22 protein-coding genes are annotated in these 23,737 nt (G+C 61.6%); 10 read left to right on the top strand and 12 right to left on the bottom strand.

Translation table 11 applies throughout. The annotated features are described in order from the left end of the window. Window positions 1-41: 41 nt before the first annotated feature. The gene (locus NTD85_RS04460) at window positions 42-962 is read right to left on the bottom strand and encodes a TauD/TfdA dioxygenase family protein (RefSeq protein WP_103485228.1); all 921 of its coding nucleotides are present in this window, start codon (window positions 960-962) and stop codon (window positions 42-44) included. A 180-nt stretch (window positions 963-1,142) separates the two neighbouring features. Here NTD85_RS04460 and NTD85_RS04455 point away from each other — a divergent pair, with 180 nt between their 5' ends. Then, the gene (locus tag NTD85_RS04455; protein WP_262141516.1) at window positions 1,143-2,063 is read left to right on the top strand and encodes a LysR family transcriptional regulator; all 921 of its coding nucleotides are present in this window, start codon (window positions 1,143-1,145) and stop codon (window positions 2,061-2,063) included. 122 nt (window positions 2,064-2,185) lie between these two features. On the opposite strand, the gene NTD85_RS04450 is transcribed toward NTD85_RS04455, so the two are convergent. Next, on the bottom strand, window positions 2,186-3,199 hold the full coding sequence (locus NTD85_RS04450; protein WP_003220542.1) for an ABC transporter substrate-binding protein: 1,014 nt from the start codon (window positions 3,197-3,199) through the stop codon (window positions 2,186-2,188). A 406-nt stretch (window positions 3,200-3,605) separates the two neighbouring features. Between NTD85_RS04450 and NTD85_RS04445 the strand changes: the two genes are divergently transcribed. The 3 genes from NTD85_RS04445 to NTD85_RS04435 are packed head-to-tail and all read left to right on the top strand — an operon-like array spanning window position 3,606 to window position 7,640. Beyond that, window positions 3,606-5,204 carry an ABC transporter permease gene (locus NTD85_RS04445; protein WP_003220540.1) on the top strand — a complete coding sequence of 533 codons (1,599 nt, stop codon included), beginning with the start codon at window positions 3,606-3,608 and terminating at the stop codon, window positions 5,202-5,204. Then, the gene (locus NTD85_RS04440) at window positions 5,201-6,016 is read left to right on the top strand and encodes an ABC transporter ATP-binding protein (RefSeq protein ID WP_262141515.1); all 816 of its coding nucleotides are present in this window, start codon (window positions 5,201-5,203) and stop codon (window positions 6,014-6,016) included. Before NTD85_RS04445 ends, NTD85_RS04440 begins: the two co-directional genes overlap by 4 nt. Window positions 6,017-6,029: 13 nt before the next feature. Next, window positions 6,030-7,640, top strand: a complete 1,611-nt coding sequence (locus NTD85_RS04435; RefSeq protein ID WP_262141514.1) for an arylsulfatase — start codon at window positions 6,030-6,032, stop codon at window positions 7,638-7,640. 103 nt (window positions 7,641-7,743) lie between these two features. Here the strand turns inward: NTD85_RS04435 and NTD85_RS04430 are convergent, their stop codons facing one another. Continuing rightward, entirely contained in the window at window positions 7,744-8,817 is a 1,074-nt protein-coding gene (locus NTD85_RS04430) for a fatty acid desaturase (protein ID WP_262141512.1), read from the bottom strand. A gap of 100 nt (window positions 8,818-8,917) precedes the next feature. Here NTD85_RS04430 and NTD85_RS04425 point away from each other — a divergent pair, with 100 nt between their 5' ends. Continuing rightward, complete coding sequence (locus tag NTD85_RS04425; RefSeq protein WP_003220532.1) at window positions 8,918-9,922, top strand: AraC family transcriptional regulator; 1,005 nt, start codon at window positions 8,918-8,920, stop codon at window positions 9,920-9,922. 132 nt (window positions 9,923-10,054) lie between these two features. On the opposite strand, the gene NTD85_RS04420 is transcribed toward NTD85_RS04425, so the two are convergent. Both NTD85_RS04420 and NTD85_RS04415 read right to left on the bottom strand, forming a co-directional pair. Continuing rightward, window positions 10,055-11,440 carry a heavy metal sensor histidine kinase gene (locus tag NTD85_RS04420; RefSeq protein ID WP_262141511.1) on the bottom strand — a complete coding sequence of 462 codons (1,386 nt, stop codon included), beginning with the start codon at window positions 11,438-11,440 and terminating at the stop codon, window positions 10,055-10,057. Then, window positions 11,430-12,110: a heavy metal response regulator transcription factor gene (locus NTD85_RS04415; protein WP_003220524.1), complete on the bottom strand. Its 681-nt coding sequence runs from the start codon at window positions 12,108-12,110 to the stop codon at window positions 11,430-11,432. Before NTD85_RS04415 ends, NTD85_RS04420 begins: the two co-directional genes overlap by 11 nt. 136 nt (window positions 12,111-12,246) lie before the next feature. Here NTD85_RS04415 and NTD85_RS04410 point away from each other — a divergent pair, with 136 nt between their 5' ends. Continuing rightward, window positions 12,247-12,732, top strand: coding sequence for a GlcG/HbpS family heme-binding protein (locus NTD85_RS04410; protein WP_103485237.1), 486 nt, complete (start codon window positions 12,247-12,249; stop codon window positions 12,730-12,732). 11 nt (window positions 12,733-12,743) lie between these two features. Next, window positions 12,744-13,154, top strand: coding sequence for a hydroxyisourate hydrolase (uraH, locus tag NTD85_RS04405; RefSeq protein ID WP_097086822.1), 411 nt, complete (start codon window positions 12,744-12,746; stop codon window positions 13,152-13,154). 122 nt (window positions 13,155-13,276) lie between these two features. Here uraH and NTD85_RS04400 read toward each other — a convergent pair whose 3' ends face one another. Then, entirely contained in the window at window positions 13,277-13,954 is a 678-nt protein-coding gene (locus NTD85_RS04400) for a Crp/Fnr family transcriptional regulator (RefSeq protein WP_003220518.1), read from the bottom strand. Window positions 13,955-14,036: 82 nt separating this feature from the next. Here NTD85_RS04400 and NTD85_RS04395 point away from each other — a divergent pair, with 82 nt between their 5' ends. After that, entirely contained in the window at window positions 14,037-14,561 is a 525-nt protein-coding gene (locus NTD85_RS04395; protein WP_247840710.1) for a DUF962 domain-containing protein, read from the top strand. An 81-nt stretch (window positions 14,562-14,642) separates the two neighbouring features. Here NTD85_RS04395 and NTD85_RS04390 read toward each other — a convergent pair whose 3' ends face one another. The 6 genes from NTD85_RS04390 to dibA form a co-directional block, all read right to left on the bottom strand. Further along, window positions 14,643-15,632, bottom strand: coding sequence for a sulfate/molybdate ABC transporter ATP-binding protein (locus tag NTD85_RS04390; RefSeq protein WP_103520289.1), 990 nt, complete (start codon window positions 15,630-15,632; stop codon window positions 14,643-14,645). Between the two features lie 3 nt (window positions 15,633-15,635). Continuing rightward, complete coding sequence (gene cysW, locus NTD85_RS04385; protein ID WP_003220512.1) at window positions 15,636-16,508, bottom strand: sulfate ABC transporter permease subunit CysW; 873 nt, start codon at window positions 16,506-16,508, stop codon at window positions 15,636-15,638. Between the two features lie 13 nt (window positions 16,509-16,521). Further along, window positions 16,522-17,340: a sulfate ABC transporter permease subunit CysT gene (cysT, locus tag NTD85_RS04380; RefSeq protein ID WP_003220511.1), complete on the bottom strand. Its 819-nt coding sequence runs from the start codon at window positions 17,338-17,340 to the stop codon at window positions 16,522-16,524. 161 nt (window positions 17,341-17,501) lie between these two features. Continuing rightward, window positions 17,502-18,515, bottom strand: a complete 1,014-nt coding sequence (locus NTD85_RS04375) for a sulfate ABC transporter substrate-binding protein (RefSeq protein WP_027611146.1) — start codon at window positions 18,513-18,515, stop codon at window positions 17,502-17,504. A 136-nt stretch (window positions 18,516-18,651) separates the two neighbouring features. After that, on the bottom strand, window positions 18,652-18,834 hold the full coding sequence (oscA, locus tag NTD85_RS04370) for a sulfur starvation response protein OscA (RefSeq protein WP_003220508.1): 183 nt from the start codon (window positions 18,832-18,834) through the stop codon (window positions 18,652-18,654). A 308-nt stretch (window positions 18,835-19,142) separates the two neighbouring features. Beyond that, window positions 19,143-21,062 carry a phosphodiesterase DibA gene (gene dibA / locus NTD85_RS04365; protein ID WP_262141510.1) on the bottom strand — a complete coding sequence of 640 codons (1,920 nt, stop codon included), beginning with the start codon at window positions 21,060-21,062 and terminating at the stop codon, window positions 19,143-19,145. A gap of 146 nt (window positions 21,063-21,208) precedes the next feature. Between dibA and desA the strand changes: the two genes are divergently transcribed. Together desA and NTD85_RS04355 are read left to right on the top strand one after the other, a co-directional pair. Further along, window positions 21,209-22,393 carry a delta-9 fatty acid desaturase DesA gene (gene desA / locus NTD85_RS04360; RefSeq protein ID WP_003220506.1) on the top strand — a complete coding sequence of 395 codons (1,185 nt, stop codon included), beginning with the start codon at window positions 21,209-21,211 and terminating at the stop codon, window positions 22,391-22,393. A 247-nt stretch (window positions 22,394-22,640) separates the two neighbouring features. Then, entirely contained in the window at window positions 22,641-23,630 is a 990-nt protein-coding gene (locus NTD85_RS04355; RefSeq protein WP_226499751.1) for a GGDEF domain-containing protein, read from the top strand. Window positions 23,631-23,737 lie beyond the last annotated feature (107 nt).

Below are 23,737 nucleotides of genomic sequence, written 5' to 3'. Positions count from 1 at the left end.
ATTTCTACTGTGGGAGCGGGCTTGCTCGCGAAGAGGCCCGATCAGACGCCGACGAGCTCGGCACCTTTGATGGTTTGACTACGCTGCCCCGAAACCCCCACCGGCACCTCCCCCTTGAGCGTCACCCGGCGCACGATGCGATCCTGGGTGCCGTAATCATCAATCGCATAATGCTGGGTCGAACGGTTATCCCAGATCGCCACGTCACCGGCCTTCCAGCGCCAGCGCACGGTGTTTTCCTGACGAATTACATGGCTCTGCAACAGGCCAAACAAGTGCGCCGAATCGGCCTGCGAATAACCCTTGATGCGTTTGACGAAGTGCCCCAGCAGCAAGCTTTTCTCGCCGCTGATCGGGTGTACGCGCACCACCGGGTGTTCGGTCTCGTAGACGGTCGAGGTGAAGATCTTGCGATAGCGCTCAAGCTTCTCCGGCGACACGTCCGGCTTGGCCCCGGCGTAGTCGTATTCGTTGCTGTGTACGGCGACCAGTTTGTCCGCCAGCTCGCGCAGTTCGGTCGGCAGTTCGTTGTACGCAGTCGCGGTGTTAGCCCACAGGGTGTCGCCACCGAAGGCCGGCGCCACCACCGAGCGCAGGATCGAGGCTTTCGGGTAGGCGTCGACGAAGGTCACGTCGGTGTGCCAGGAGTTGGCGCGCTGGCCTTCGGCCCCGTCCAGCTCCAGCAGATAACGCGTGCCCTCACGCACCGGTACGGTCGGATGCGCCACGGGCTCGCCGAGCAGATGGGCGAAGGCTTCCTGGCGCTGATCGTCGAGCTGGGTCTGCTCGCGGAAGAACACCACCTTGTACTGGATCAGCGCCTGCTGAATGGCTTCGACCGTGGCGGCGTCCAGCTCACCGGACAGGTGCACGCCACGAATCTCGGCGCCGATACGGCCGGCCACCGGGTGGATTTCCAGCGCGTGGACAGCGGGTTTTACAGCGAGTGCGGCATTGCTCATGGGTAGACCCTCATCGACTGCTTGCGGTTGGCGGCAGCGAAACATCGCTCTATCTATATTCCATTTACATCTAATAGATATTCACATGCTTCGTTGACGGAATAAGAGCTTGCATTTAAAACCTCAAGCAACCCTCGTCGCAAATGCCTTCGAGCTATTTTTAGGATGCCGGAAAAGCATATGGATCTTCGCCAGTTGCGCTACTTCATCGCCCTCAACGAACACCGCAGTTTTGTCCGTGCGGCAGACGCCATGGGCATCACTCAACCGGCGTTCAGCCGCAGCATTCAAGGGCTGGAGCAAGAGTTCGGCTGCGTGCTGGTGGATCGCGGCAACAAAGATCTGCGCCCGACACCCGAAGGCCAGGTGGTACTGCAACACGCCCTGACCCTGGTGCAAGGCGCGGCGCTGCTCAGCGCGGAAGTGACGCAGATGACCAAGCTTGATGCCGGGGAACTGCACTTCGGCTGCGGCCCGGCCCCGGCGGTGAAACTGGTGCCGGATGCGGTGGCGCAATTCATCAACGCGCACCCGAAAGTGCGCACCTGTTTTCAGGTGGATAACTGGGAAAAACTCAGCCGTGCGCTGAGCCGTGAAGAGATCGAATTCTTCATCGCCGACATCCGCCACTTCGAAGCCGATCCGAACTTCCAGACCCAGGCCCTGACGCCCAAGCGCGGCGTGTTTTTCTGCCGGCCCGGGCACCCGCTGCTGGCCAAGGAAAGCCTGTCGACCAACGACATGTTCGACTACCCGCTGGCGACCACGCTGATCCCCCCGGGGATTCGCAAACTGCTGGCGAACCTCAGCGGCCGGATCGATTTTTCCCCGACCATCGAGACCGAGCACTTCCCGGCGCTGGTGAAAGTGGTGCTGCAATCGAATGCCATCGGCATCGGTACGGCAGAAGCATTTTACGAGGACATTGCCCAGGGTTCACTGGCGCTGCTGCACTGGCGCAACCTGCCGCAGAATCTGGAGAGCATGAACGCGCGCTGCGGGATTGTCAGTCGTACCGGGTTTCGTTTGTCGCCGGCAGCGCGGGCGATGATCGAGACGTTGGTGGCGGTGGACAAGCAGGAAGTCAGCGTCGCGGTTTGAGGACGCCTTCGCGAGCAAGCCCGCTCCCACAGGGGACCGTTGTGAATACACAATCTGTGTTCACTGAAGATCCTTGTGGGAGCGGGCTTGCTCGCGAAGAGGCCCGTCCAGACACTGAAGATTCAGAGCTTGGCCGCCGCCAGTTCAGGTGCCACCCAATCGCTGACCTTGAACGGCTTGCGAATCAGCTTCTGCTGCGCCGCCAGATCCACCGAGTCCTGCAATTTGCCGAGGAATACCGGGTCCAGCGTCGACGGAAACACTTCGCTGAGTTTCTGATCCTGCAGGTCCTGGGTCAGGATCACCGGTGGATAACTTGCCAGCCCCGACACCAACTGCACGTAGGCATCCTTGTTGCTGTCCTGGGTCAGCCAATCCACCGCCTGCTGCTGCGCCTTGAGCAGTTTCGCCACGACCTCAGGATGCCCGTCGACAAACTTGCCGGCCCCCACCAACACCGATTGCACGCTACCGGCGCCCCCCAGGTCCTTGGTGTTGAGCGGCAATTCGGCCAGCCCCTTGCTCTGCAAAGCGGCCAGACCTGAGCTGCCCCACGACGCATCAATCTGCTTGGCCGCCAGCGCGGCGGTGGCCCCGCTGAAGTCGAGATTGATCACCTTCAGATCCTTCTCGCTCAAGCCTTGACTGGCCAGCGCCGCATCAAACGACAACTGGGTGGCGGTGCCACGGAAGATCGCCACGCGCTTGCCTTTCAGATCCTGCAGGGTCTTGATCCCCGACCCCGGCACCACGCCCAGATATTGCTTCACCCCACGCGCACTGGCGCTGAGCAAACGTGTGTCGAGGCCATTGGACTTGCCGATGATCGCCGCGAGGTCGCCCAGATACGCCAGATCGACCTGACCGTTGGCAAACGCCTCGTTGATCACCGGCCCGGCGCCCTTGAAGAAGCTCCATTGAATCTTGATGCCCTGATCGGCGAACGCTTTTTCGAAGATCTGCCGATCACGCAGCACATCCACCACACCGCCGCCGCTGTGCTGGGTGCCGGCGCTCAGGTCGGGCACGGCGATCCTGATTTCCTTGAGCTCGTCGGCCTGCGCGGTAAACGCCAGCAGGCCCGCCAATGCCGGGATGGCAAACAGACTGAAGACTCGTTTGAAGGGAAGGTTCATGGGTGCGGCTCCTTGATCACGACGGGCGTTGAGGAGCCGAAAGTAGGCCGAAGCATGACCTTCGCTTAAATACTATAAATGCACATTTTTATAGCTTTTGACGCTAAGCAAGCAACGACGAGGGTTGCAGCGGCGTATGCATTAACAGCATCGAAAATATTCTTCGAATGCATTGGATGCGCGTCGGGCTGCAGGCCTTAAATGGTCTGACTTATCTCTCAATAGAATTGATTTGAATTTTTATAGATCGAATTTGCATACACCGCTAGCCAAATGTGGGAGCGGGCTTGCTCGCGAAGGGGTCGCGTCATTCGCCATCACCGGCGCCTGACATTGCGCCTTCGTGAGCAAGCCACTCCCACCAAGCAAAGCGGTTCGCCATGCAACCCGACAACGGAGGTCACCCATGGCCCGTGATTCCTTGCTCAGTCTGCCACTGCCGGCGCCGCCACTGAAAAGTCGGCGCGCGTGGCCGAGCCTCAACCAACGTCTGTTGCCATGGCTGCTGCCGATCAGCCTGTTCGCGCTGTGGTGGCTGGCCGCGCGCAATCAATGGATGAGCGAGCAGATCCTGCCGGCGCCATCGCTGGTGTGGAACAGCGCCATCGAGCTGTCCCAGGGCGAGCTGTGGAGTCATTTGTGGATCAGCCTGCAACGCCTGCTCTGGGGCTTGCTGGCAGGGATCTCTGCGGGCGCGGTGCTGGGTGCTGCGCTGGGCTTCAGCCGACGTCTCGAACGCCTGGTTTTCCCCACGTTCGCCGGTCTGGCACAAGTGCCGACGCTGGCATGGATTCCGCTGTTCATGGTGTTTTTCGGCATCGGTGAAGTGCTGAAACTGGTGGTGCTGATCAAGGCCATCGTGGTGCCGGTGACCCTGCATACCTTGGTCGGCGTTCGTGATGCGCAACCGAAACTGCGCGAAGCCGCGGCCGTATTGCGTCTGCCGTCGTACCTGCTGATCCGGCGCCTGGTGCTGCCCGCTGCACTGCCGGCGTTCATGGCTGGCGTGCGTCTGGCCCTGGCCGCTGGCTGGACTTCATTGCTGGCGGTGGAGCTGTTGGCGTCCAGCGAAGGCATCGGTTACCTGATGGTCTGGGCACGGCAACTGTTCATGCTCGACATCGTGTTCGTGTGCATCGTGGTCATCGGTGTGCTCGGTGTAGCGATGGATCGCGGCATCGGTTTTCTCGACCGCAAACTGGTGCACTGGCCGCACCCGGCGACTGCGGAAATCCGCCGTGGCCCGCGCTATGAAGGCTGGCAGCGGTTGCAACCGTGGCTGTTGCCACTGGGCCTGATTGGCGTCTGGCAAGTGGCGAGCGATCAGCAGTGGGTCGATGCGAACATCCTGGTCAGCCCGCTGGCGGTGCTGGACACGACCAGGAACGGTCTGCTCGACGGCACGCTGATCAGCGGCATGGCCTTGAGCCTCGGTCGTACCCTTGGCGGGTTGCTACTGGGCGGCGGACTTGGTTTCGCCCTCGGCTTGCTGTTGGGGCTTTCACGTACCAGCGAACGGCTGCTCGGCCCGACCCTTGCCGCCATTCGCCAGATCGCGATTTTTGCCTGGGTGCCGCTGCTCACCGCGTGGTTCGGCTTGGGTGAATTGGCGAAGTGGGTGTTCGTCGCCCTCGCCGCGTTTTTCCCGCTGTTCATCGCCACCCAGCGCAGCGTCGCCAACCTCTCGCCACAACTCAACGAGGCCGCGCAGGTGCTGCGCCTGAGCCTCGGTCAGCGCCTGCGCCGTCTGGTGCTGCCGGGTGCGGCGCCGGGGATTTTCGCCGGACTCAGGCTGAGCCTGATCTACGCCTGGCTCGGCACCATCGGCGCCGAATACTTCATGCCGTCCAACGGCGGCATCGGCAGCCAGATGATCGGTGCCCAACAACTGCTGCGCATGGACCTGATCATGGCCGGGATGCTCCTGGTCGGCCTGACCGGCGCCCTGCTCAACCTCATCGGCCAACGCCTGGAAATTCGCGCCACTCGCTGGAGACACGCATGAACGCACCGATTGTCAGCTTCACCCACGTAGGCAAATCCTTCGACGTCGACGGTTTCGAACTGGAGGCGATTCGCGAATTCAACCTCGACATCGCCGAGGGCGAATTCGTCGCCATCGTCGGTTCCAGCGGCTGTGGAAAATCCACCTTACTGCGCTTGCTGGTGGGTCTGGATACGCAGTTTCGCGGGCAGATCAGCGTCGATGGCAAAGCCGTCAGCGGCATCGGCGGCGAGCGCGGCATCGTGTTTCAGGAGCATCGCTTGTTTCCGTGGCTGACCGTGGCCGACAACATCGGCCTCGGCCTGGTCAACGAACCATTGAGCGCCGCTGAAAAGCAGCAGCGCATCAACGATTTCATCGATCTGGTCGGCCTGCGCGATTTCACCCGCGCCTATCCGCACCAGCTCTCCGGCGGCATGGCCCAGCGCGTGGCGATTGCTCGCGGGCTGGTCGCCAGCCCACGGATTCTGCTGCTCGACGAACCGTTCGGCGCCCTTGATGCACTGACCCGTCAACAGATGCAGGACGAGCTGCTGGCAATCCGCGACCGGGCAAAAATCACCACGATCCTCGTCACCCACGACGTCGAAGAAGCGATCTTTCTGGCCGACCGCGTGGTGGTGATGGAGCCGCGTCCGGGGCGGATCAAGCAAGTGGTCGATATCGCCCTGCCGCACCCGCGCCAGCGCAGCAGTTTCGACTTCCATCAGTTGCGTGAAGAGCTGCTGCACGAACTGACCAGTGACGACCATTACCAACCGAGCCTGCCGATACAGATCCGCGATCTGCCGCTGTCGTTCATTGCCTGCTGAGAGGAGCTTTTCGATGCCGCAACGCCCCAACTTTTTGGTGATTCTGGCCGACGATCTCGGCTTCTCCGACATCGGCGCGTTCGGTGGCGAAATCGCCACGCCGAACCTCGATGCCCTGGCCAATAACGGCCTGCGCCTGACCGATTTCCACACCGCGCCGACCTGCTCGCCAACCCGCTCGATGCTGCTGACCGGCACCGACCACCACATCGCCGGCATCGGCACCATGGCCGAAGCGCTGACCCCGGAGTTGATCGGCAAACCGGGTTACGAAGGCTACCTGAACGACCGCGTTGTGGCCCTGCCCGAGCTGCTGCGCGAGGCCGGTTACCAGACGTTGATGAGCGGCAAATGGCACCTCGGCCTGACCGCTGAACTGGCGCCGCAGGCTCGCGGTTTCGAGCGTTCGTTCTCGCTGCTGCCGGGTGCGGCCAACCACTATGGTTTCGAGCCGACTTACGATGAACACACGCCTGGCCTGCTGAAATCGACGCCAGCGCTGTATATCGAAGACGACACCTTTGTCGACGAATTGCCCAAGGATTTCTACTCGTCGGACGCCTTCGGCGACAAGCTGCTGCAGTACCTCAAGGAGCGCGATCAGAGCCGGCCATTCTTCGCCTACCTGCCTTTCTCCGCACCGCACTGGCCGTTGCAGGCACCGGCCGAGGTGGTCGAAAAATACCGTGGCCGCTACGACGCCGGTCCCGAAGTCTTGCGCCTCGAACGCCTGGAAAAACTCAAGGCGCTGGGGCTGATCGAGCCGGATGTCGAGCCACATCCGCTGATTCAACTGAATGCGCAATGGGACGCGCTGAGTGATGAGCAACGGCAGATTTCCGCGCGGGCCATGGAGGTCTACGCGGCCATGGTCGAGCGTATGGACTGGAACATCGGCCGGGTGGTCGATTACCTGCGCCAGCAGGGCCAACTCGATAACACCTTCATCCTGTTCATGTCCGACAACGGTGCCGAGGGGGCACTGCTGGAGGCGTTTCCCAAGTTCGGCCCGGAACTGCTGACCTACCTCAATCAGCATTACGACAACAGCCTCGACAACATCGGCCGCGCCAATTCCTACGTCTGGTACGGGCCGAGCTGGGCGCAGGTGGCGACCGCGCCGTCACGGCTGTTCAAGGCGTTCACCACCGAGGGCGGGATTCGCGTACCGGCGCTGCTGCACTATCCGCAATTGCCGATCAAAGGGCAGATCAGCCACGGTTTCGGCACGGTGATGGACGTCACCCCGACCATTCTCGATCTGGCCGGCGTGCGCCATCCGGGCAAGCAATGGCACGGCAAACCGGTGGCGCCGCTGCGCGGTAAATCGTGGCTGGGCTTTTTGTCCGGCGAGACGGCGCAAGTGCACGACGAGCACACCGTCACCGGTTGGGAATTGTTTGGCCGCCGGGCGATTCGCCAAGGGTCGTGGAAAGCGGTGTGGATCCCTGGGCCGGTAGGGCCGGCGACCTGGCAGCTTTATGATCTGAGCAGCGATCCGGGAGAGATTCATGATCTGGCGGCGCATCAGCCGGACAAGCTCAACAGCTTGATCGGGCATTGGCAGCAGTATGTGGAGGAGACCGGGGTGATTCTCAGTGCTTCGCCGTTTCAGCCGGATTGAGGTTGCCTGATCCGGTGCCTTCGCGAGCAAGCCCGCTCCCACCGTTGGAATGCGTTCCCCTGTGGGAGCGGGCTTGCTCGCGAAGAGGCCCGCAAATTCACCATCAAGCCTGAGCCGTACGCGCCTCCTCCGCTACCACTTCATCCCGACGAACAAACCGGTTCGCCCGCCCAAACGTGCCGAAATCATTGAACCGAACGCCCATCTCACGCATCACCTTGTGCGCCACCGGCACGGTCATCTGCCGGATGTAAAACGGTTCCTTCACCACAAAATGGTGAATCCCGTGGCTGCTGCCAAAGTTGAAGCAGAATGCCTGCAACGGCAACAACCACCACGGGTTCAACACCTGGCATTGCTGCAGCACATTACCCGCCTCGATGTCGCCGTAGTAATGCATGTTCGAGCTGATGAAGTGCAGGCAAAAGGTGCGCAGCACGTTCGGGCCGATGATCACCACTGCCGCGATGTCGATCACCTGCATCACCGACAGCGTGGTCGCCGACCATTCAATCGGTGAACCCAGAAGGTAGGCGATGCCATTCGCCGCATGGAAGCCGAGGAACACGTACCACGCGCCCCAATGCACCAGCGCCAGCGGCGCGTAGACCTTCAGCGTGCGTTTGATGATGCTGAATTTGTGCGCCCAGGTCTTGGCCCGCAGCATGCGGATGAACGCCGACATCACGTTATCGCCGACCATCAGCAAGCGCGCAAAACCCCAGGGCTCGCCGTTGGTGATCGCCCGCTCCTCCATGTCGGTTTCGGTGCCGGAGACCTTGTGGTGATTGAGGTGCAGGTGGCGGCGGATCCACGGGTTGATCGTGCTCGGCCGCGCCAGCCACACCAGGCCCATCATCAGGTTGTGCAGCACCCGTTGTTTGCGGAAATACATGCTGTGGATCAGGTCGTGTTCCAGCTCATGGGTCAAGGAGGCGAAAAACGCATTCAGCAGCAGGCACACCCACCACGCCATATGACCGGTGATGTACAGCGCTGCCGAACCGACCATCCCGGCCAGGGCGAAGGCCAGAATGCCGGCGCCGAGGGCATCCTGATGCTGCAGAATCGGGTAGCGCTCACGCAGTTCGACACCCTTGGCCAGCACCACTTCGCGAATATGCGCTGATCGCTGGGCAGCATTGTGTCGCGGGGGACTTGCAGAAGTACGGTCCATGCTTCCATCCTCTGGTTATTGATGTTCGCATCCTGCCTTGCGAAAGCTTTATTGATGATAGCCGTGAACGCCAACCTGTTGACCGGAAGCGCCAATCAGCATGAAGGAACCGACTTCTCTCGCCAGCTGGACCCGTGCCTTGCGCAAGCAACTCGATGCGCTGGGGCTGGACAGTCTCGGCCTGTGCCAGCAGGCCGGGCTCGACCCGCAGTTGATGGACGACCCGAACGCACGTTATCCGTTGTCCGGCACCACACGCCTGTGGCAACTGGCGGTGCAGTTCAGCGGGGATCCGGCGATCGGCCTGCGAGTGTCGCGGTTCGTCAGCCCGACCACGTTCCATGCGCTCGGTTACGCGCTGGTGGCCAGCGGCAGCCTGCGTGAGGTATTCGAGCGCATCGTGCGTTATCACCCGGTGGTCAGCGATGCGCTGGAACTGGAACTGAGCCGCAGCGATGACCGTTACCTGTTCCGTCTGAAAATTCCGTCAGGCAATCCGGCGCCGGCCTTCGAAGCCATCGACGCGTTTGCCGCGATCTACGTGCGCACCTGCCGCAATCGCCTCGGGCGCGACTACGCGCCGCTGGCGGTATACCTGCGTCGCCCGGAACCGTCCGATGCACATCAGTGGCACAAGGTATTCCGCGCCCCGGTGCATTTCTCCTGCGCCGAAGATCGCCTGGAGTTCGCCCTCGCCGACTTCGACAGTCACCTCGACGACGCCAACCCGGAATTGGCCGAACACAACGAAGCGGTGCTCAAGCGCACCCTGGCCCAGCTCAAACCGCTGACCTGGGAGCGCAAGGTGCGCGATGCCATCGAAGAGCAACTGCCCGAAGGCGAACCCAGCGCCGAACGCATTGCTCAAGCCTTGCACCTGAGCCTGCGCAGTCTGCAACGGCACTTGGCGGATGAGGGCTGCCGCTTCGACACGCTGCTCAACGAGAGCCGCGAAAACCTCGCGCTGCTGCACCTGCGCGATCCGCATTGTTCGTTGAGTGAAGTCAGCTACCTGCTGGGGTTTGCCGACACCAGCAGCTTCAGCCGCGCGTTCAAGCGCTGGACCGGGATGACGCCGGGGCAGTTTCGCGATCAGCTGCGCTGACTGATCCGGAATTTGCGCTGAACCTAATGGCCTCTTCGCGGGCAAGCCCGCTCCCACAGTGTCCGTGTCGTACCCAAAACTCATGTACACCCGACAAACCTGTGGGAGCGGGCTTGCCCGCGAAGGCGCCAGTCAGATCACCTCAAAACCCAGCTCAAACACAGTCCCAGTGACATCACTGCTCACCCGCACCCGCCCGCCATGCAATTGCATGATCGACTGCACAATCGCCAGCCCCAGCCCACCCGAGTCCCCAGGCTGCGCCCGTGAAGGGTCGACGCGATAGAAGCGGTCGAACAGTTTGCCCAGATGTTCTGGCGCGATCACCGGACCGTGGTTGTGTACCTGCAACCAGCACACGCCCGGTTCATCGCGGCGGCGCAGGCTGATCAGCGTGCCTTCATCGGCGTGGCGCACCGCGTTGGCCAGCAGATTACCGAGGGCGCGTTGCAGCAGTTGCTGGTCGGCCAACAGTTCGCCGTGCAGTTGGTTTTCCAGGTGCAACTGGCGATCATCGGCCAGGGCTTCGAAGTAATCGCACAGCTCGCTGCCGACGCTGTGCAGATCCAGCGTTTGCAAGTCGAGCGCGCGCTCTGCCTGTTCGGCGCGAGCAAGGAACATCAGGTTCTCGGCCATGCGCTTGAGGCGTTCGAACTCTTCCATGTTCGAGGCCAGCAGCTCCTGATACTCCGCCGTGCTGCGCGGGTGGTTCAGCGCCTGGCCGTTGCTGGCGAGCAAGGTGTGCAACGGGGTGCGGATCTCATGAGCGAGGTCGGCAGAAAACTGCGACAGCCGCTGCACGCTGTCGTCCAGTCGCGCGAGCATGCCGTTGAGCGCCTGCACCGGTTCGAGCAGTTCGGCGGGGGTGCCGCTGGCGGGCAGTCGCTGGTCGAGGCTGCGCAGATCAATCCCGCGCACCGCCGCGCTCAACTGGCGCAACGGTTGCAGACCACGGCGCAGCAGCACCAGGCCCAGCGCGAACGCCAGCAGCGCGCCCAGCCCGACGGCCAGGTACAGGCGCAGGCGATAACTGGCGAGCATCTGTTCACGTTCAGTGAGCACCTTGCCGGCGGTCACCGTCAGCGGTTCGCCGTTCGGCCCTTGGGCGTCACCGGACAACAGCGCCAGCTCGGCGCCGTCCGGCGCTTGCCAGGTCAGCACATCGCGGCGCTGTGGCGTTTGCTCGCGCGGGATTGCGTTCAATGGCGGTAGCTCGCGCTGGCGCGGGTTGATCGCGATCACGTTCGAGCCATCGGCCCGCCGCACCAGCAACAGGCTGTCGAGGTTACCGAGCATGTTCTGGTACAGCCGTGGCCGCGCCTGCAAGGCACCGAGGCTGTCGCTGTCGGCGAGCAAGGCGCGCACCTGCTCCAGTCGACCGAGCAACGCGAGGTCGTCGCGGTAGGCGATTTCCGAGGCCAGCGAGCGGTACAGAAACACGCCAATCACGCTCAACACCAAAGCGCAAACAATCGCGAACGCCAGCGCCAGGCGCCAGGCGATCGACTTAGAGCGCATCGTCCGGCGCTTCCAGTTGATAGCCGACGCCGCGCACGGTGTGGATCAGTTTCGGCATGTACGGGTCATCGACCTTGGCCCGCAAACGCCGCACCGCCACTTCGACCATGTTGGTGTCGCTGTCGAAATTCAGGTTCCACACCTGCGAGGCGATCAGCGTGCGCGACAACACTTCGCCCTGGCGGCTGGCGAGCAGTTGCAGCAGGGCGAATTCCTTGTTGGTCAGGGCAATGCGCTGACCGCCGCGACTGACCCGACGCCGTAGCACGTCGATTTCCAGATCGGCGATGCTGTAGGACTCGGCCTCGCGCAGCGGCCCGCGCCGCAGCAACGTGCGCACCCGTGCGAGCAATTCGGCGAAGGCGAAGGGTTTGAGCAGATAGTCGTCGGCGCCCAGTTCGAGGCCGCGCACGCGGTCTTCGATGGCGTCCTTGGCGGTCAGGAACAACACCGGGGTGGCGCCGCGCTGGCGGATCAGTTGCAGCAGTTGCCAGCCATTGAGGCCCGGCAGCATCACGTCGAGGATGATCAGGTCATATTCCTGCTGCTCGATGAAATAGCGCCCATCGAGACCATTGAGCGCCACGTCCACGGCAAAACCCGACTCGCCCAGGCCCTTGGCCAGGAAATTCGCGGTTTTGGCTTCATCTTCTACAACCAGCAAACGCATGGCACACCTCAATTGATCAGGCACACAGGCTAGGCGCCTTCGGCCCGATTGCCCATTACAAACTTGTAATCCGACTGACGGGGTTCTGACGAAGAGCGGCGGCTAAGGTGATGTCCTTCGCTTTTGGAGCCTGTCCATGACCGTCAAATACCTTGCAGCGAGCCTCGCCCTCGGCATCAGCGCCGGTGTTTTCGCCGCCCCTGAACTGCCGCGCCACGCTGACCTCGATCTGAAAACCGCACGCTTGCTGGCCGACACGGCGCTGAGCAACTGCACCGCCACGGTATCGGTGCTCGACCGTGGCGGCAACTTGCTGGTGACCCTGCGCGGCGATGGCATCGGCCCGCACAACACCGCTGCCAGCCAGCGCAAGGCCTACACCGCGCTGTCGACGAAAACCCCGACTCGGCTGTTCGCCGAGCGCGCCCGCAGCAATCCGGAAACCGCCAACCTCAACACCCTTGATGAGCTGCTGTTGCTCGGCGGCGGGATCCCGTTATTCGCCGCTGATGAACTGGTCGGCGCCATGGGCGTGGCCGGCTCCGGCGGCGGCGAGCAAGACGAAAGCTGTGCCATCAAGGCCGCCGAAAAGGCCGGCCTTACCCTCACCCGTTCCCAATAAGGAGACTGACCATGACCACCCTGCGCATGACCTTCGCCGCACTCGGCCTGAGTGCCTTCTCCAGCCTGGCGCTGGCCGCCGGCAACCCGCTGAGCGTGCACGTGCTCAACCTGGAAAACGGCCTGCCCTCGCCGGGCGTCAACGTGACCCTGGAAAAACACGTCGGCCAGAACTGGCAGCCACTGGCCCAGGGCACCACCAACGAGCAGGGGCGCATCGCCGAACTGTTCCCGGCCAAACAGCCTTTCGAGGCGGGCGAATACCGGGTGGTGTTCAAGACCGGCGAGTATTTCGAGAAGAACAAGCGCGAGACGTTTTTCCCGGAGATTCCGGTGATTTTCCAAGTGAAGCAGACTGACCAGCACTACCACATCCCGTTGCTGCTCAGCCCTTATGGGTTTTCGACCTATCGCGGCTCCTAGAAACAACAGCGATCACAGGTGGGAGCGGGCTTGCTCGCGAAAGCGGTGTGTCAGTGCATGATGTGCTGGCTGACACACCGCCTTCGCGAGCAAGCCCGCTCCCACAGGGATGGCAGTGTTCTTTAGAGTGTGGCCAGCGCGCGCAATCGCTCGGCATCGAGAATCTCGATCTCGCCATACCCCAGCCCGATAATCCCCTGCCCCTGCAGATCCTTGAGGATCTGGTTGGTGGTCTGGCGCGACAGCGACAACATCGACGCCAGCTGTTCCTGCGGCAGTTGCAGGACCCGGCGTGGCGCATCGATTTCACCGTAGCCCTCAGCGATCATCAGCAAGCGATGGGCCAGGCGAGCCGGGGCCGGCAGCAGGCTCAACTGTTCGAGATTGATAAAGGTCAGGCGCAGTTTGTGGCTCATCAGCAACGCCAAGTGCCGCCAATATACCGGCTGTTCATCGAGGATTTTCAGCAGCGTGGCCTGCGGGATATTCAGCAAGGTGCACGGCCCGACCGCATAAGCATCGTGAGTGCGTGGCTGGCCATCGAACAGGCAGATTTCGCCGAACCAGTGCGGCGCCTCGACCAGGCTCAGCAACGCCTCCTTGCCCTGCTCACTCACCGCCCCGATCCGGATCGCGCCGTCGAGCACCGCGTACAACCCGCAAGGCGGATCACCGCGCTGGAACAAGCGCTGCCCCGCCGTCAGCCGCCGCTCCCGAGCCGCCGCCAGCAGACTATCCTGAAAGGATGCCGGCAGATGACTGAACCATTGCCCGGTCAGCAGCCGTGAACGCTTATCCATGAACACTCCCAATTGTCGCCTGCCTGACAGAGCGAACGCCGAACCCGAGGCATGCTGCACGCACCCTACAGGAGGAACAACAATGAAAAGCCTCGTCGACCATCTCAGTCAATACGCCGCCTACCACCGCGACCCGCGCAACATCGCCAGCCACTTTATCGGTATTCCGCTGATCGTGGTGGCGGTGGCAGTGTTGTTGTCGCGACCAGAGTGGTCGCTGGGCGGCTTGTGGCTATCGCCGGCGGTGCTGCTGGCGCTGGCGTCGGCGTGGTTTTACCTGCGCCTGGAACTGAAGCTGGGCGTTCTGATGACGCTGTTGATGGGCCTGTCGGTCTGGGCCGGACATGCGCTGGCGCAGCAGAGCACGATGGTCTGGCTGAGCAGCGGGCTGGCGATGTTTGTGATTGGCTGGGTGATCCAGTTTGTCGGGCACCACTACGAGGGGCGCAAACCGGCGTTTGTCGATGACGTGAGCGGGTTGATTGTCGGACCGCTGTTTGTGGTGGCGGAAGTGGCCTTCCTGCTCGGCATGCGCCATGAGTTGAAAGAGCAGATCGAGGCGCGGGCGGGGGTGGTGCGGGTCAATCCGAATCGCGCGGCCGTATAGGCCGCTTTCGCGAGCAAGCCCGCTCCCACAATGGAATGCGTTCCAAAGGTGGGAGCGAGCCTGCTCGCGAAGCTTTTGATCTTAAAGACTGGCGACTTTCTGCCAGACCTTCGGCTTGAAGAACAGCGTTTCACCCTTGGCCAGACCAATCAGGCTGTCGTGGTCTTTCACCACTTCGGCCTCGATCAGATCGGTCTGCCCTTCCACCTTCAACGTCACCCGCGTGGTCGCGCCCAATGGGCGAATATCACGCACTTCAGCGGCGTGGTGATCTTCCAGCTCATGCTTGGACAACGACACTTCGTGCGGACGGAACAGCACATGGTTGTCGTCGCTGAGCAGCAAGCGGTTCGAATCACCGAGGAAGTGATAAACGAAATCGCTGGCCGGGTTTTCGTAAACGTCGCCCGGCGAGCCGATCTGCTCGATCACGCCCTTGTTCATCACCACGATGCGGTCGGCGACTTCCATCGCTTCTTCCTGGTCGTGGGTCACGAATACCGAGGTCAGGTTGATGTCTTCGTGCAGGCGTGCGAGCCAGCGGCGCAGCTCTTTACGCACCTTGGCGTCGAGCGCGCCGAACGGTTCGTCGAGCAGCAGCACTTTCGGTTCCACCGCCAAGGCACGGGCCAGGGCGATACGCTGACGCTGACCGCCGGACAGTTGCTCCGGGTAGCGATCCGCCAACCAGTCCAGTTGCACCATGTTCAGCAGCTCATGCACCTTGGTCGCGATCTGGCTTTCGCTCGGGCGCTGGTTTTTCGGTTTCATGCGCAGGCCGAACGCGACGTTGTCGAACACCGTCATGTGCCGGAACAAGGCGTAGTGCTGGAACACGAAACCGACGTTGCGATCACGCACGTCGTGGCCGGAGACGTCTTCGCCGTGAAACACGATGTTGCCCTGATCCGGAGTTTCCAGGCCGGCGATGATCCGTAGCAGCGTGGTCTTGCCGCAGCCGGACGGCCCGAGCAACGCCACCAGCTCACCGCTGTGGATGTCCAGGCTGATGTTGTCCAGCGCCTTGAACGCATTGAAGTTCTTGCTGACGTTACGCACTTCGATCGACATGAATTATTCCTCCGCGGCGCTGGCGCGCAGGCGGTTGATACGGTTTTCGCTCCACTGCTTGAGCAGCAGGATGAAGAGCGCCAGGATCAGCAACAGGCTCGCCACGGCGAACGCGGCCACGTGGTTGTATTCGTTGTAGAGGATCTCGACGTGCAGCGGCAAGGTGTTGGTCACCCCGCGAATGTGCCCGGAGACCACCGACACCGCACCGAACTCACCCATGGCCCGCGCGGTACACAGCACCACGCCATAGATCAGGCCCCACTTGATGTTGGGGACGGTGACATGCCAGAACATCTGCCAGCCATTGGCGCCGAGCAGCCGCGCGGCTTCTTCTTCCTGCGTGCCTTGTTCCTGCATCAGCGGAATCAGCTCGCGGGCCACGAACGGCACGGTAACGAAGATCGTCGCCAGCACGATGCCCGGCAGGGCGAAGACGATCTGTATGTCGTGATCCTGCAGCCACGGCCCGAACAGGCCCTGAGCGCCGAACATCAACACGTAGACCAGACCGGCGATCACCGGCGACACCGAGAACGGCAGGTCGATCAGCGTCACCAGCATGCTCTTGCCACGGAACGAATACTTGCTCACGCACCACGCGGCACTGACCCCGAACACCAGGTTCAGCGGCACCGAAATCAACACGGCGATCACCGTGAGTTTCAGCGCCGACAAGGCGTCCGGTTCAAAGATCGCGGTGAAGAACGCGCCGAGGCCGTTCTTCAAACCCTGCGACACCACGATGAACAGCGGCAGCACCAGAAACAGGAAAAAGATCAGCCAGCCGAGACCGATCAGCACGCGCCGTGACGTAGCACTGCCACGGCGTGCAGCGTTGGCCGAGGACGCGGCCGCAATAGACGATTGGGACATGGTTCGCGCCTCCTTATGGGGTTTCGATGCGCCGCTGCAACAGGTTGATCAGCAGCAACAGGACAAAGGAAACCACCAGCATCAGCACGCCGATGGAAGTGGCGCCGGTGTAATCGTATTGGTCGAGTTTGACCATGATCAGCAGCGGCAGGATCTCGGTTTTCATCGGCATGTTGCCGGCAATGAAAATCACCGAGCCGTACTCGCCGACACCCCGAGCGAACGCCAGGGCAAAACCGGTCAACCACGCGGGCAACAGCGCCGGCACCAGAATATGACGGAACACCTGCAACGGTTTGGCACCGAGGCAGGCAGCGGCTTCTTCGACTTCACGGGGAATGTCAGCCAGTACCGGCTGCACCGTGCGCACCACGAACGGCAGGGTGACGAAGGTCAGCGCGAGGGTGATGCCCAGCGGGGTGTAGGCAATCTTGAAACCGAGGTCGGCGGCGAACTGGCCGACCAGACCGGTCGGGGTGTACAGCGCGGTCAGGGCGATACCGGCCACCGCCGTCGGCAAGGCGAACGGCAGGTCGATCATCGCGTCGATCACCTTGCGTCCCGGGAACGTGTAGCGCACCAGTACCCAGGCCAGCAGCGTACCGATGATGCCGTTGATGATCGCGGCACACAGCGCCGTGCCAAAGCTCAGCTTCAAGGCGGCGAGCACGCGCGGCGCGGTGATGATCGTCCAGAACTGATCCCAGGTGAGTTGAGCGGCGTGGACGAACATCGCCGCCAGCGGGATAAGCACAATCAGGCTGAGGTACACCAAGGTGTAGCCCAGCGTCAGCCCGAAGCCGGGTATGACGGGGGAGATACGACGCGACATAAAAGTCCTTGGTTAAAAACGCATCAATGTGGGAGCGGGCTTGCTCGCGAAGAGGGAGTATCAGTCAACTTCAGGTCGTCTGACACTCCGCCTTCGCGAGCAAGCCCGCTCCCACATTTTCCGCGCCTGAGCATCAGGCTCGTGGTGTGGCTAAAGTCAGATTACTGCGCCTGATAGATCTGGTCGAACACGCCACCGTCGTTGAAGAATTTCGGCTGCGCGGATTTCCAGCCGCCGAAGTCCTTGTCGATGGTCACCAGTTCCAGTTTCGGGAACTGCTGGGCGTACTTCGCCGCCACGTCCTTGTCACGCGGACGGTAGAAGTTCTTCGCCGCGATCTCCTGACCGGCCGGGCTGTACAGGTGTTTCAAGTAGGCTTCGGCGATCTGCTCGTTGCCCTTCTTCTCGGCATTCTTGTCGACCACGGCCACCGGTGGCTCGGCAAGGATCGACAGCGAAGGTACAACGATGTCGAACTTGTCGGCGCCGCCGTCTTCCTTCAGCGCCAGGAACGCTTCGTTTTCCCAGGCCAGCAACACGTCACCCTGACCGTTGTTGACGAAGGTGATGGTCGAGCCGCGAGCACCGGTGTCCAATACCGGCACGTGCTTGAACAGGGTCTGTACGTACTCTTTGGCTTTTTCTTCACTGCCGCCGTTGGCTTTCAGGCCATAGGCCCACGCGGCGAGGAAGTTCCAGCGTGCACCACCGGAGGTTTTCGGGTTCGGGGTGATCACCGAGACGTCGTTCTTGACCAGGTCGCCCCAGTCCTTGATGCCTTTCGGATTGCCCTTGCGCACCAGGAACACGATGGTCGAGGTGTACGGGGTGCTGGCATCCGGCAGACGCTTCTGCCAGTCGGCCGGCAGGGTCTTGCCGAGCTTGGCGATTTCGTCGATGTCGCCGGCCAGGGCCAGGGTCACGACGTCGGCGCGCAGACCGTCAATCACCGCCCGGCCCTGCTTGCCCGAACCGCCGTGGGATTGCTGGATTTTCACGGTGTCGCCGGCATGATCCTTCTGCCAGAACTTGATGAATTCGGCGTTGTAGTCCTGATACAGCTCGCGCGTCGGGTCGTACGACACATTGAGCAGTTCGTAATCCTTGGCAACCGCGGAACCGGCAAACACAGCACTGGCCAGCGCGGCCAAAGCGTAACGGCGAATCGACGACATGGTGAAAGCTCCTGGAATTCTTGGTGGTGGCTTTTTCTTATGTGTTGCTGGAATCGGGTGCTCATTCAAAGATCGCCGCCTGCGCCAGCGCTTGCGCACAGCCCCCTGCAAAAGCTGGCGCAGGCTGCGATCTTTTTCAGCTCGGCTTGTTACCCGGCTGCTGCAAACGGAATTTCTCTTTGCGTTCGATCTGCACGACTTGAGCGTTGTGCACAGTGATCTCCACCGCGCCAAATCGCAGATCGCGCAGGGCGCTCTGGATCTCACGCAAAATGGTGGTTTCGTCCTGACCGTCAACGCTGCGAAGGGATGCGCTCATGGTGCTGCTCCTTTGAATGGGAAATGCCTGGCAGTGGGCGGCACTGCGTTCGGCGTGGGAGCAATATAAGAGAGGCGCAGATATTCTTAAAAAGACTATTTAAGAATGTTTATATAACTGGAAAACATTATCTGACGGAGCAAGGGTTTGCGCGGTGTTCACCGAGTTTGAAGCTTGTATGAAACCTTGTGGTGAGGGGATTCATCCCCGATGGACTGCGTAGCAGTCCCTGTTTTTTAGGGCCGCTGCGCGACCCATCGGGGATAAATCCCCTCACCACAGGTTTTGTGTCAGCCATAACAGGACTGCTAACCGATAACAGGTGCCCGCGCCCAATCAATCTCCCCCGCCGGCACCGGCCGCCCAAACCAGTAACCCTGCCCCAGATCACATTCCTGCTCCAGCAGAAACGCCGCCTGCTCGGCCTGCTCGATGCCTTCGGCATGCACCTGCATGCCCATGCTGCGAGCCAGGGCGATGATCACCCGGACGATCGCCGCATCATCCTCGTCCCACGGCAGACCGGCGACGAAACCCTGATCGATCTTCAACTTCTGCACCGGCAAGCGCTTGAGCCGCAGCAGCGACGAGTACCCGGTGCCAAAGTCATCAATCGCCAGGCGAATACCCAACTCACGCAGACGATGCATCTGCTCCAGCGCCACTTCCGGGTCATCCATCACCGCGCTTTCGGTGACTTCCAGCTCCAGATACGCCGGATCCAGCCCGGTCTCGTGCAGCACCTGCGCCACCTGCTGGTACAGTTCACGCCGGGCAAACAGGCGCGACGACACATTCACCGCCACAAACGACAACACCACCCCGGCCTGCTGCCATTGGCACATCTGCGAACACGCCTGGCGCATCACCCAGGCGTCGATTTCGGCAATCAGTCCGGTGCGTTCGGCAATCGGGATGAATTCCGCCGGTGACACCAGACCACGCTGCGGATGCTCCCAGCGCACCAGCGCTTCGACGCCGATCAGCCGACTGCTGTGCAAATCGTGAACCGGTTGGTAATAGACGCGCAGCTCCTGCTGCTCCAGCGCGCGACGCAGCTCGAAGGCAATCTCGACCCGTTGCTGCGCATGCGCGGTCAACTCTTCGGTGTACAGCGCGTAGCCGTTACGCCCGCTGCTCTTGGCCTTGAACAGTGCGGCGTCGGCATTGCGCAGCAATTGATCGGCACTCAATGCATCGCTGGGGAACAGGCTGATACCGATACTGGCGTTGATGAACAGCTCATGCCGATCGATGCAGAACCGCTGCTTGAGCGCATCAAGAATGCGTTGGGCCAGCGCCGCCGCCTGAACCAGCTGTGGACAACTCTCCGCCAGCACCGCGAACTCGTCACCGCCAAGCCGCGCCAGGGTAATCCCCGGGCCAAACAGTTCCTGCAGGCGCGCCGACACCGCTTTTAGCAGGCGATCTCCAACGTTGTGCCCGAGGCTGTCATTGATCATCTTGAAGTGATCCAGATCGATCAGCAGCAGGGCGCAGCCACGTTTGTGGATCTGCGCCGACGCCAGCGCCTGCTCGGCGCGGTCGCTGAACAACAGACGATTGGGCAAATCGGTCAGCGGGTCGTGATGGGCGAGGTGCTTGAGTTCATGTTCGGAGTCCTTGATCGCACTGATGTCGGAGAACACTGCCACGTAGTGACTGAGCCGGCCCTGATCATCGTGAATCACGCGGATGGTCTGCCACTGTGGATAAATCTCGCCGCTTTTACGCCGGTTCCAGATTTCTCCGCTCCATTCACCCTCCGCCTCCAACGTGGCGAACATCGCCTGATAGAAGCCCGGCGGATGGTGGCCGGACTTGAACAGGCTCGGTTGATGCCCGAGGACTTCTTCGCGCTGATAGCCGGTGATCTCCATGAACGCGCGGTTGACGTGCACGATCAGGCCCTGACGGTTGGTGACCAGCACGCCTTCGCGGGTGCAATCGAACACCGCTGCCGCCTGGCGCAGGCGCTCGCGATCAGCCTGCCGCTCACGCAACCGCGCGCCGATGCCGAGAAACTCGCACAAGCGCACGCGGGCCAGAAAAATCAGCCCGGCACTGAGCGCCGCCCAGACGTAACCGTTGATCAGTTGCCAGCGCAGTTGATCGACGGACTCATCGAAGAAATTGTTTAATAAATAACCAGTACCTTGCAGCCATACGGCGGCAAGCACGAGATAGAGCAGCGCTGCACGCAAGGCATCGCGATAAGTGGCAGACATTCGGCTGTCCATGTCCCTACAAAAAGGTTGGAATTATAGGTCAAGAAACATCCAGCGACTCTTATCTGAAAGGGCGACTGGTTTTATCTGTGTGCTTGGTGATAATGCAACGGCTGTTTTTATCTTTATCGAGGGCCCTATAGCCTATGTGGTACGAAGGTTTTCTTGGCTTGTCGGCCTGGTCACTGGTCGCGGTCACCCTGCTGATGACCCATGTGACAATTGTCGCCGTCACGGTCTATCTGCACCGTTACTCGGCCCACCGTTCGCTTGAGCTGAACGCCGGTCTGAAACACTTTTTCCGCTTCTGGCTGTGGCTGACCACGGCGCAGAACACCCGCGAGTGGACCGCCATCCACCGCAAACACCACGCCAAATGCGAAACCGAAGATGACCCGCACAGTCCGGTCATCAAGGGCCTGTCCACCGTGCTGCGCAAAGGCGCCGAGCTGTATCGCGCCGAAGCCGAAAACCCGGAGACCCTGCGCATCTACGGCAAGAACTGCCCCGAAGACTGGATCGAACGCAACGTCTACAGCCGCTATCCGCTGCTGGGCGTCGCCATCATGGGCGTGATCGACCTGCTGCTGTTCGGCACCATCGGCATCACCATCTGGGCGATCCAGATGATGTGGATCCCGGTCTGGGCGGCCGGCGTGGTCAACGGTCTCGGCCATGCCATCGGCTATCGCAACTTCGAATGCCGCGATGCGGCAACCAATCTGGTGCCATGGGGCATCCTGATCGGTGGCGAAGAACTGCACAACAACCATCACACCTACCCCAACTCGGCCAAGCTGTCGGTGAAGAAGTGGGAGTTCGACCTCGGCTGGGCATGGATCAAGGTCTTCAGCTTCTTCGGTCTGGCCAAGGTGCAGCGCGTGGCACCGATTGCCCACCGCGTCGAAGGCAAGGGCAATCTGGACATGGACACCGCCATGGCGATCCTCAACAACCGGTTCCAGATCATGGCCCAGTACCGCAAATTGGTCATCGGCCCACTGGTCAAGCAGGAGTTGGACAAGGTCGATCATTCGGTACGCCATCAATTCCATCGGGCCAAACGCCTGCTGTCACGGGAAACCAGCCTGCTGGAAGATCGTCATCACTTGCGCATCCAGAACATGCTCGAGCACAGCCAGGCGCTGAAGGTCATTTATGAAAAACGCCTGGCCTTGCAGCAGATCTGGGTCAAGACCAGCGCCAATGGCCACGACATGCTCGCCGCCATCAAGGAATGGGTGCACGAGGCCGAGGCCAGCGGCATCCAGTCCCTGCGTGAATTCGCCGACCAGTTGAAAACCTACTCGTTACGCCCCGCCGCAGTCTGACGGCGGTGAATGAGTCCCCTGTGGTGAGGTGATTCATTCCCGATCGACTGCGCAGCAGTCGTAGAACAGGCGACGCGTTTTGACAGACAAAACGCGTCGTTCCTACCGCCCGGCGGGAGCAAGCTCCCTCGCCACAAAAGCGCGGAACTAAGCCAACAATCCCCTATCTCAAAGACACTTCGCCACCCCGGCGGGCAGTACTGTGGCCGTTGTCGATATTGCGGCACGCCCTTTGAGATAAGTGCCGATGGTCAACAACAATCAAAAAGACTCATCCCTCCCGCAGTGGCCCGAAGCCGCGCAAACCCTGATGGCATTGATGCACGCCCAAGGTGAGGTGGCGCGCCTGAGCGAACGCGAACAGCTGTTCAGCTCATTGCTGGTGAGCGTCAACGCGGTACTCTGGGCCTTCAATTGGGAAACCCGTCAGGTGCTGTATGTCAGCCCGGCCTACGAGCGGATTTTCGGTCGCTCCGCAGGGCTCTTGCTGGCCGACTACAACCAGTGGCGCGACAGCATCTACCCCGACGATCTGGACTACGCCGAACGCAGCCTTGCCGAAGTGCTGCACAAAGGCGCAGTGGAAGACCGCGAATACCGGATCATCGCCGCCGACGGCCAGGTCCGTTGGCTCAGCGACAAGTGCTTCATCAACCGTCAGGATGAGCCTGGGCAACCGGTGATCATCGTCGGCATCGCCGAGGACATCACCGACAAAAAGCACATGGAAACCGAGCTGCAACGGCTGGCCACCACTGACGTGCTGACCCAGAGCAGCAACCGCCGCCATTTCTTCGAATGCGCCAACCGCGAGTTCGAAGAGGCGCGCCTGCAAGGTGCGCCGCTGGCGTTTCTGCTGTTGGATATCGATGACTTCAAGCTGATCAACGACAGCTACGGCCATCCGGAAGGTGACAATGTGCTGCAGCGCATCGCCGAGTGCGGGCGCGGGTCGTTACGCCGCGGCGATCTGTTCGGACGTATCGGCGGCGAGGAGTTCGCCGCCGTGTTCCCCGCTTGCGCACCGGACATGGCGATGCAGGTGGCCGAGCGGCTGCAGCAGGAGATTCAGCGGTTGAGCTTCAATATCGACGGCCAGACCTTCAGCATCACCGTCAGCCAGGGATTGACCAGCCTCAAGGACGAAGACCAAAGCCTCGACAGCCTGTTCGCCCGGGCGGATGCGGCAATGTATGAGGCCAAGCGTCAGGGCAAGAACCGAATCATCTCTGCCTGATCCAGAATTTCAGCCACCCAGGGATCCAATGTGGGAGCGGGGGGGGGGGGGGGGGGGGGGGGGGGGGGGGGGGGGGGGGGGGGGGGGGGGGGGGGGGGGGGGGGGGG

This window comes from Pseudomonas sp. 13B_3.2_Bac1 (assembly GCF_025466205.1).
Lineage (GTDB): Bacteria > Pseudomonadota > Gammaproteobacteria > Pseudomonadales > Pseudomonadaceae > Aquipseudomonas > Aquipseudomonas fluorescens_H.
The sequence above is the reverse complement of the archived record's forward strand: the minus strand, read 5'-3'. Positions and strand labels throughout refer to the sequence as shown.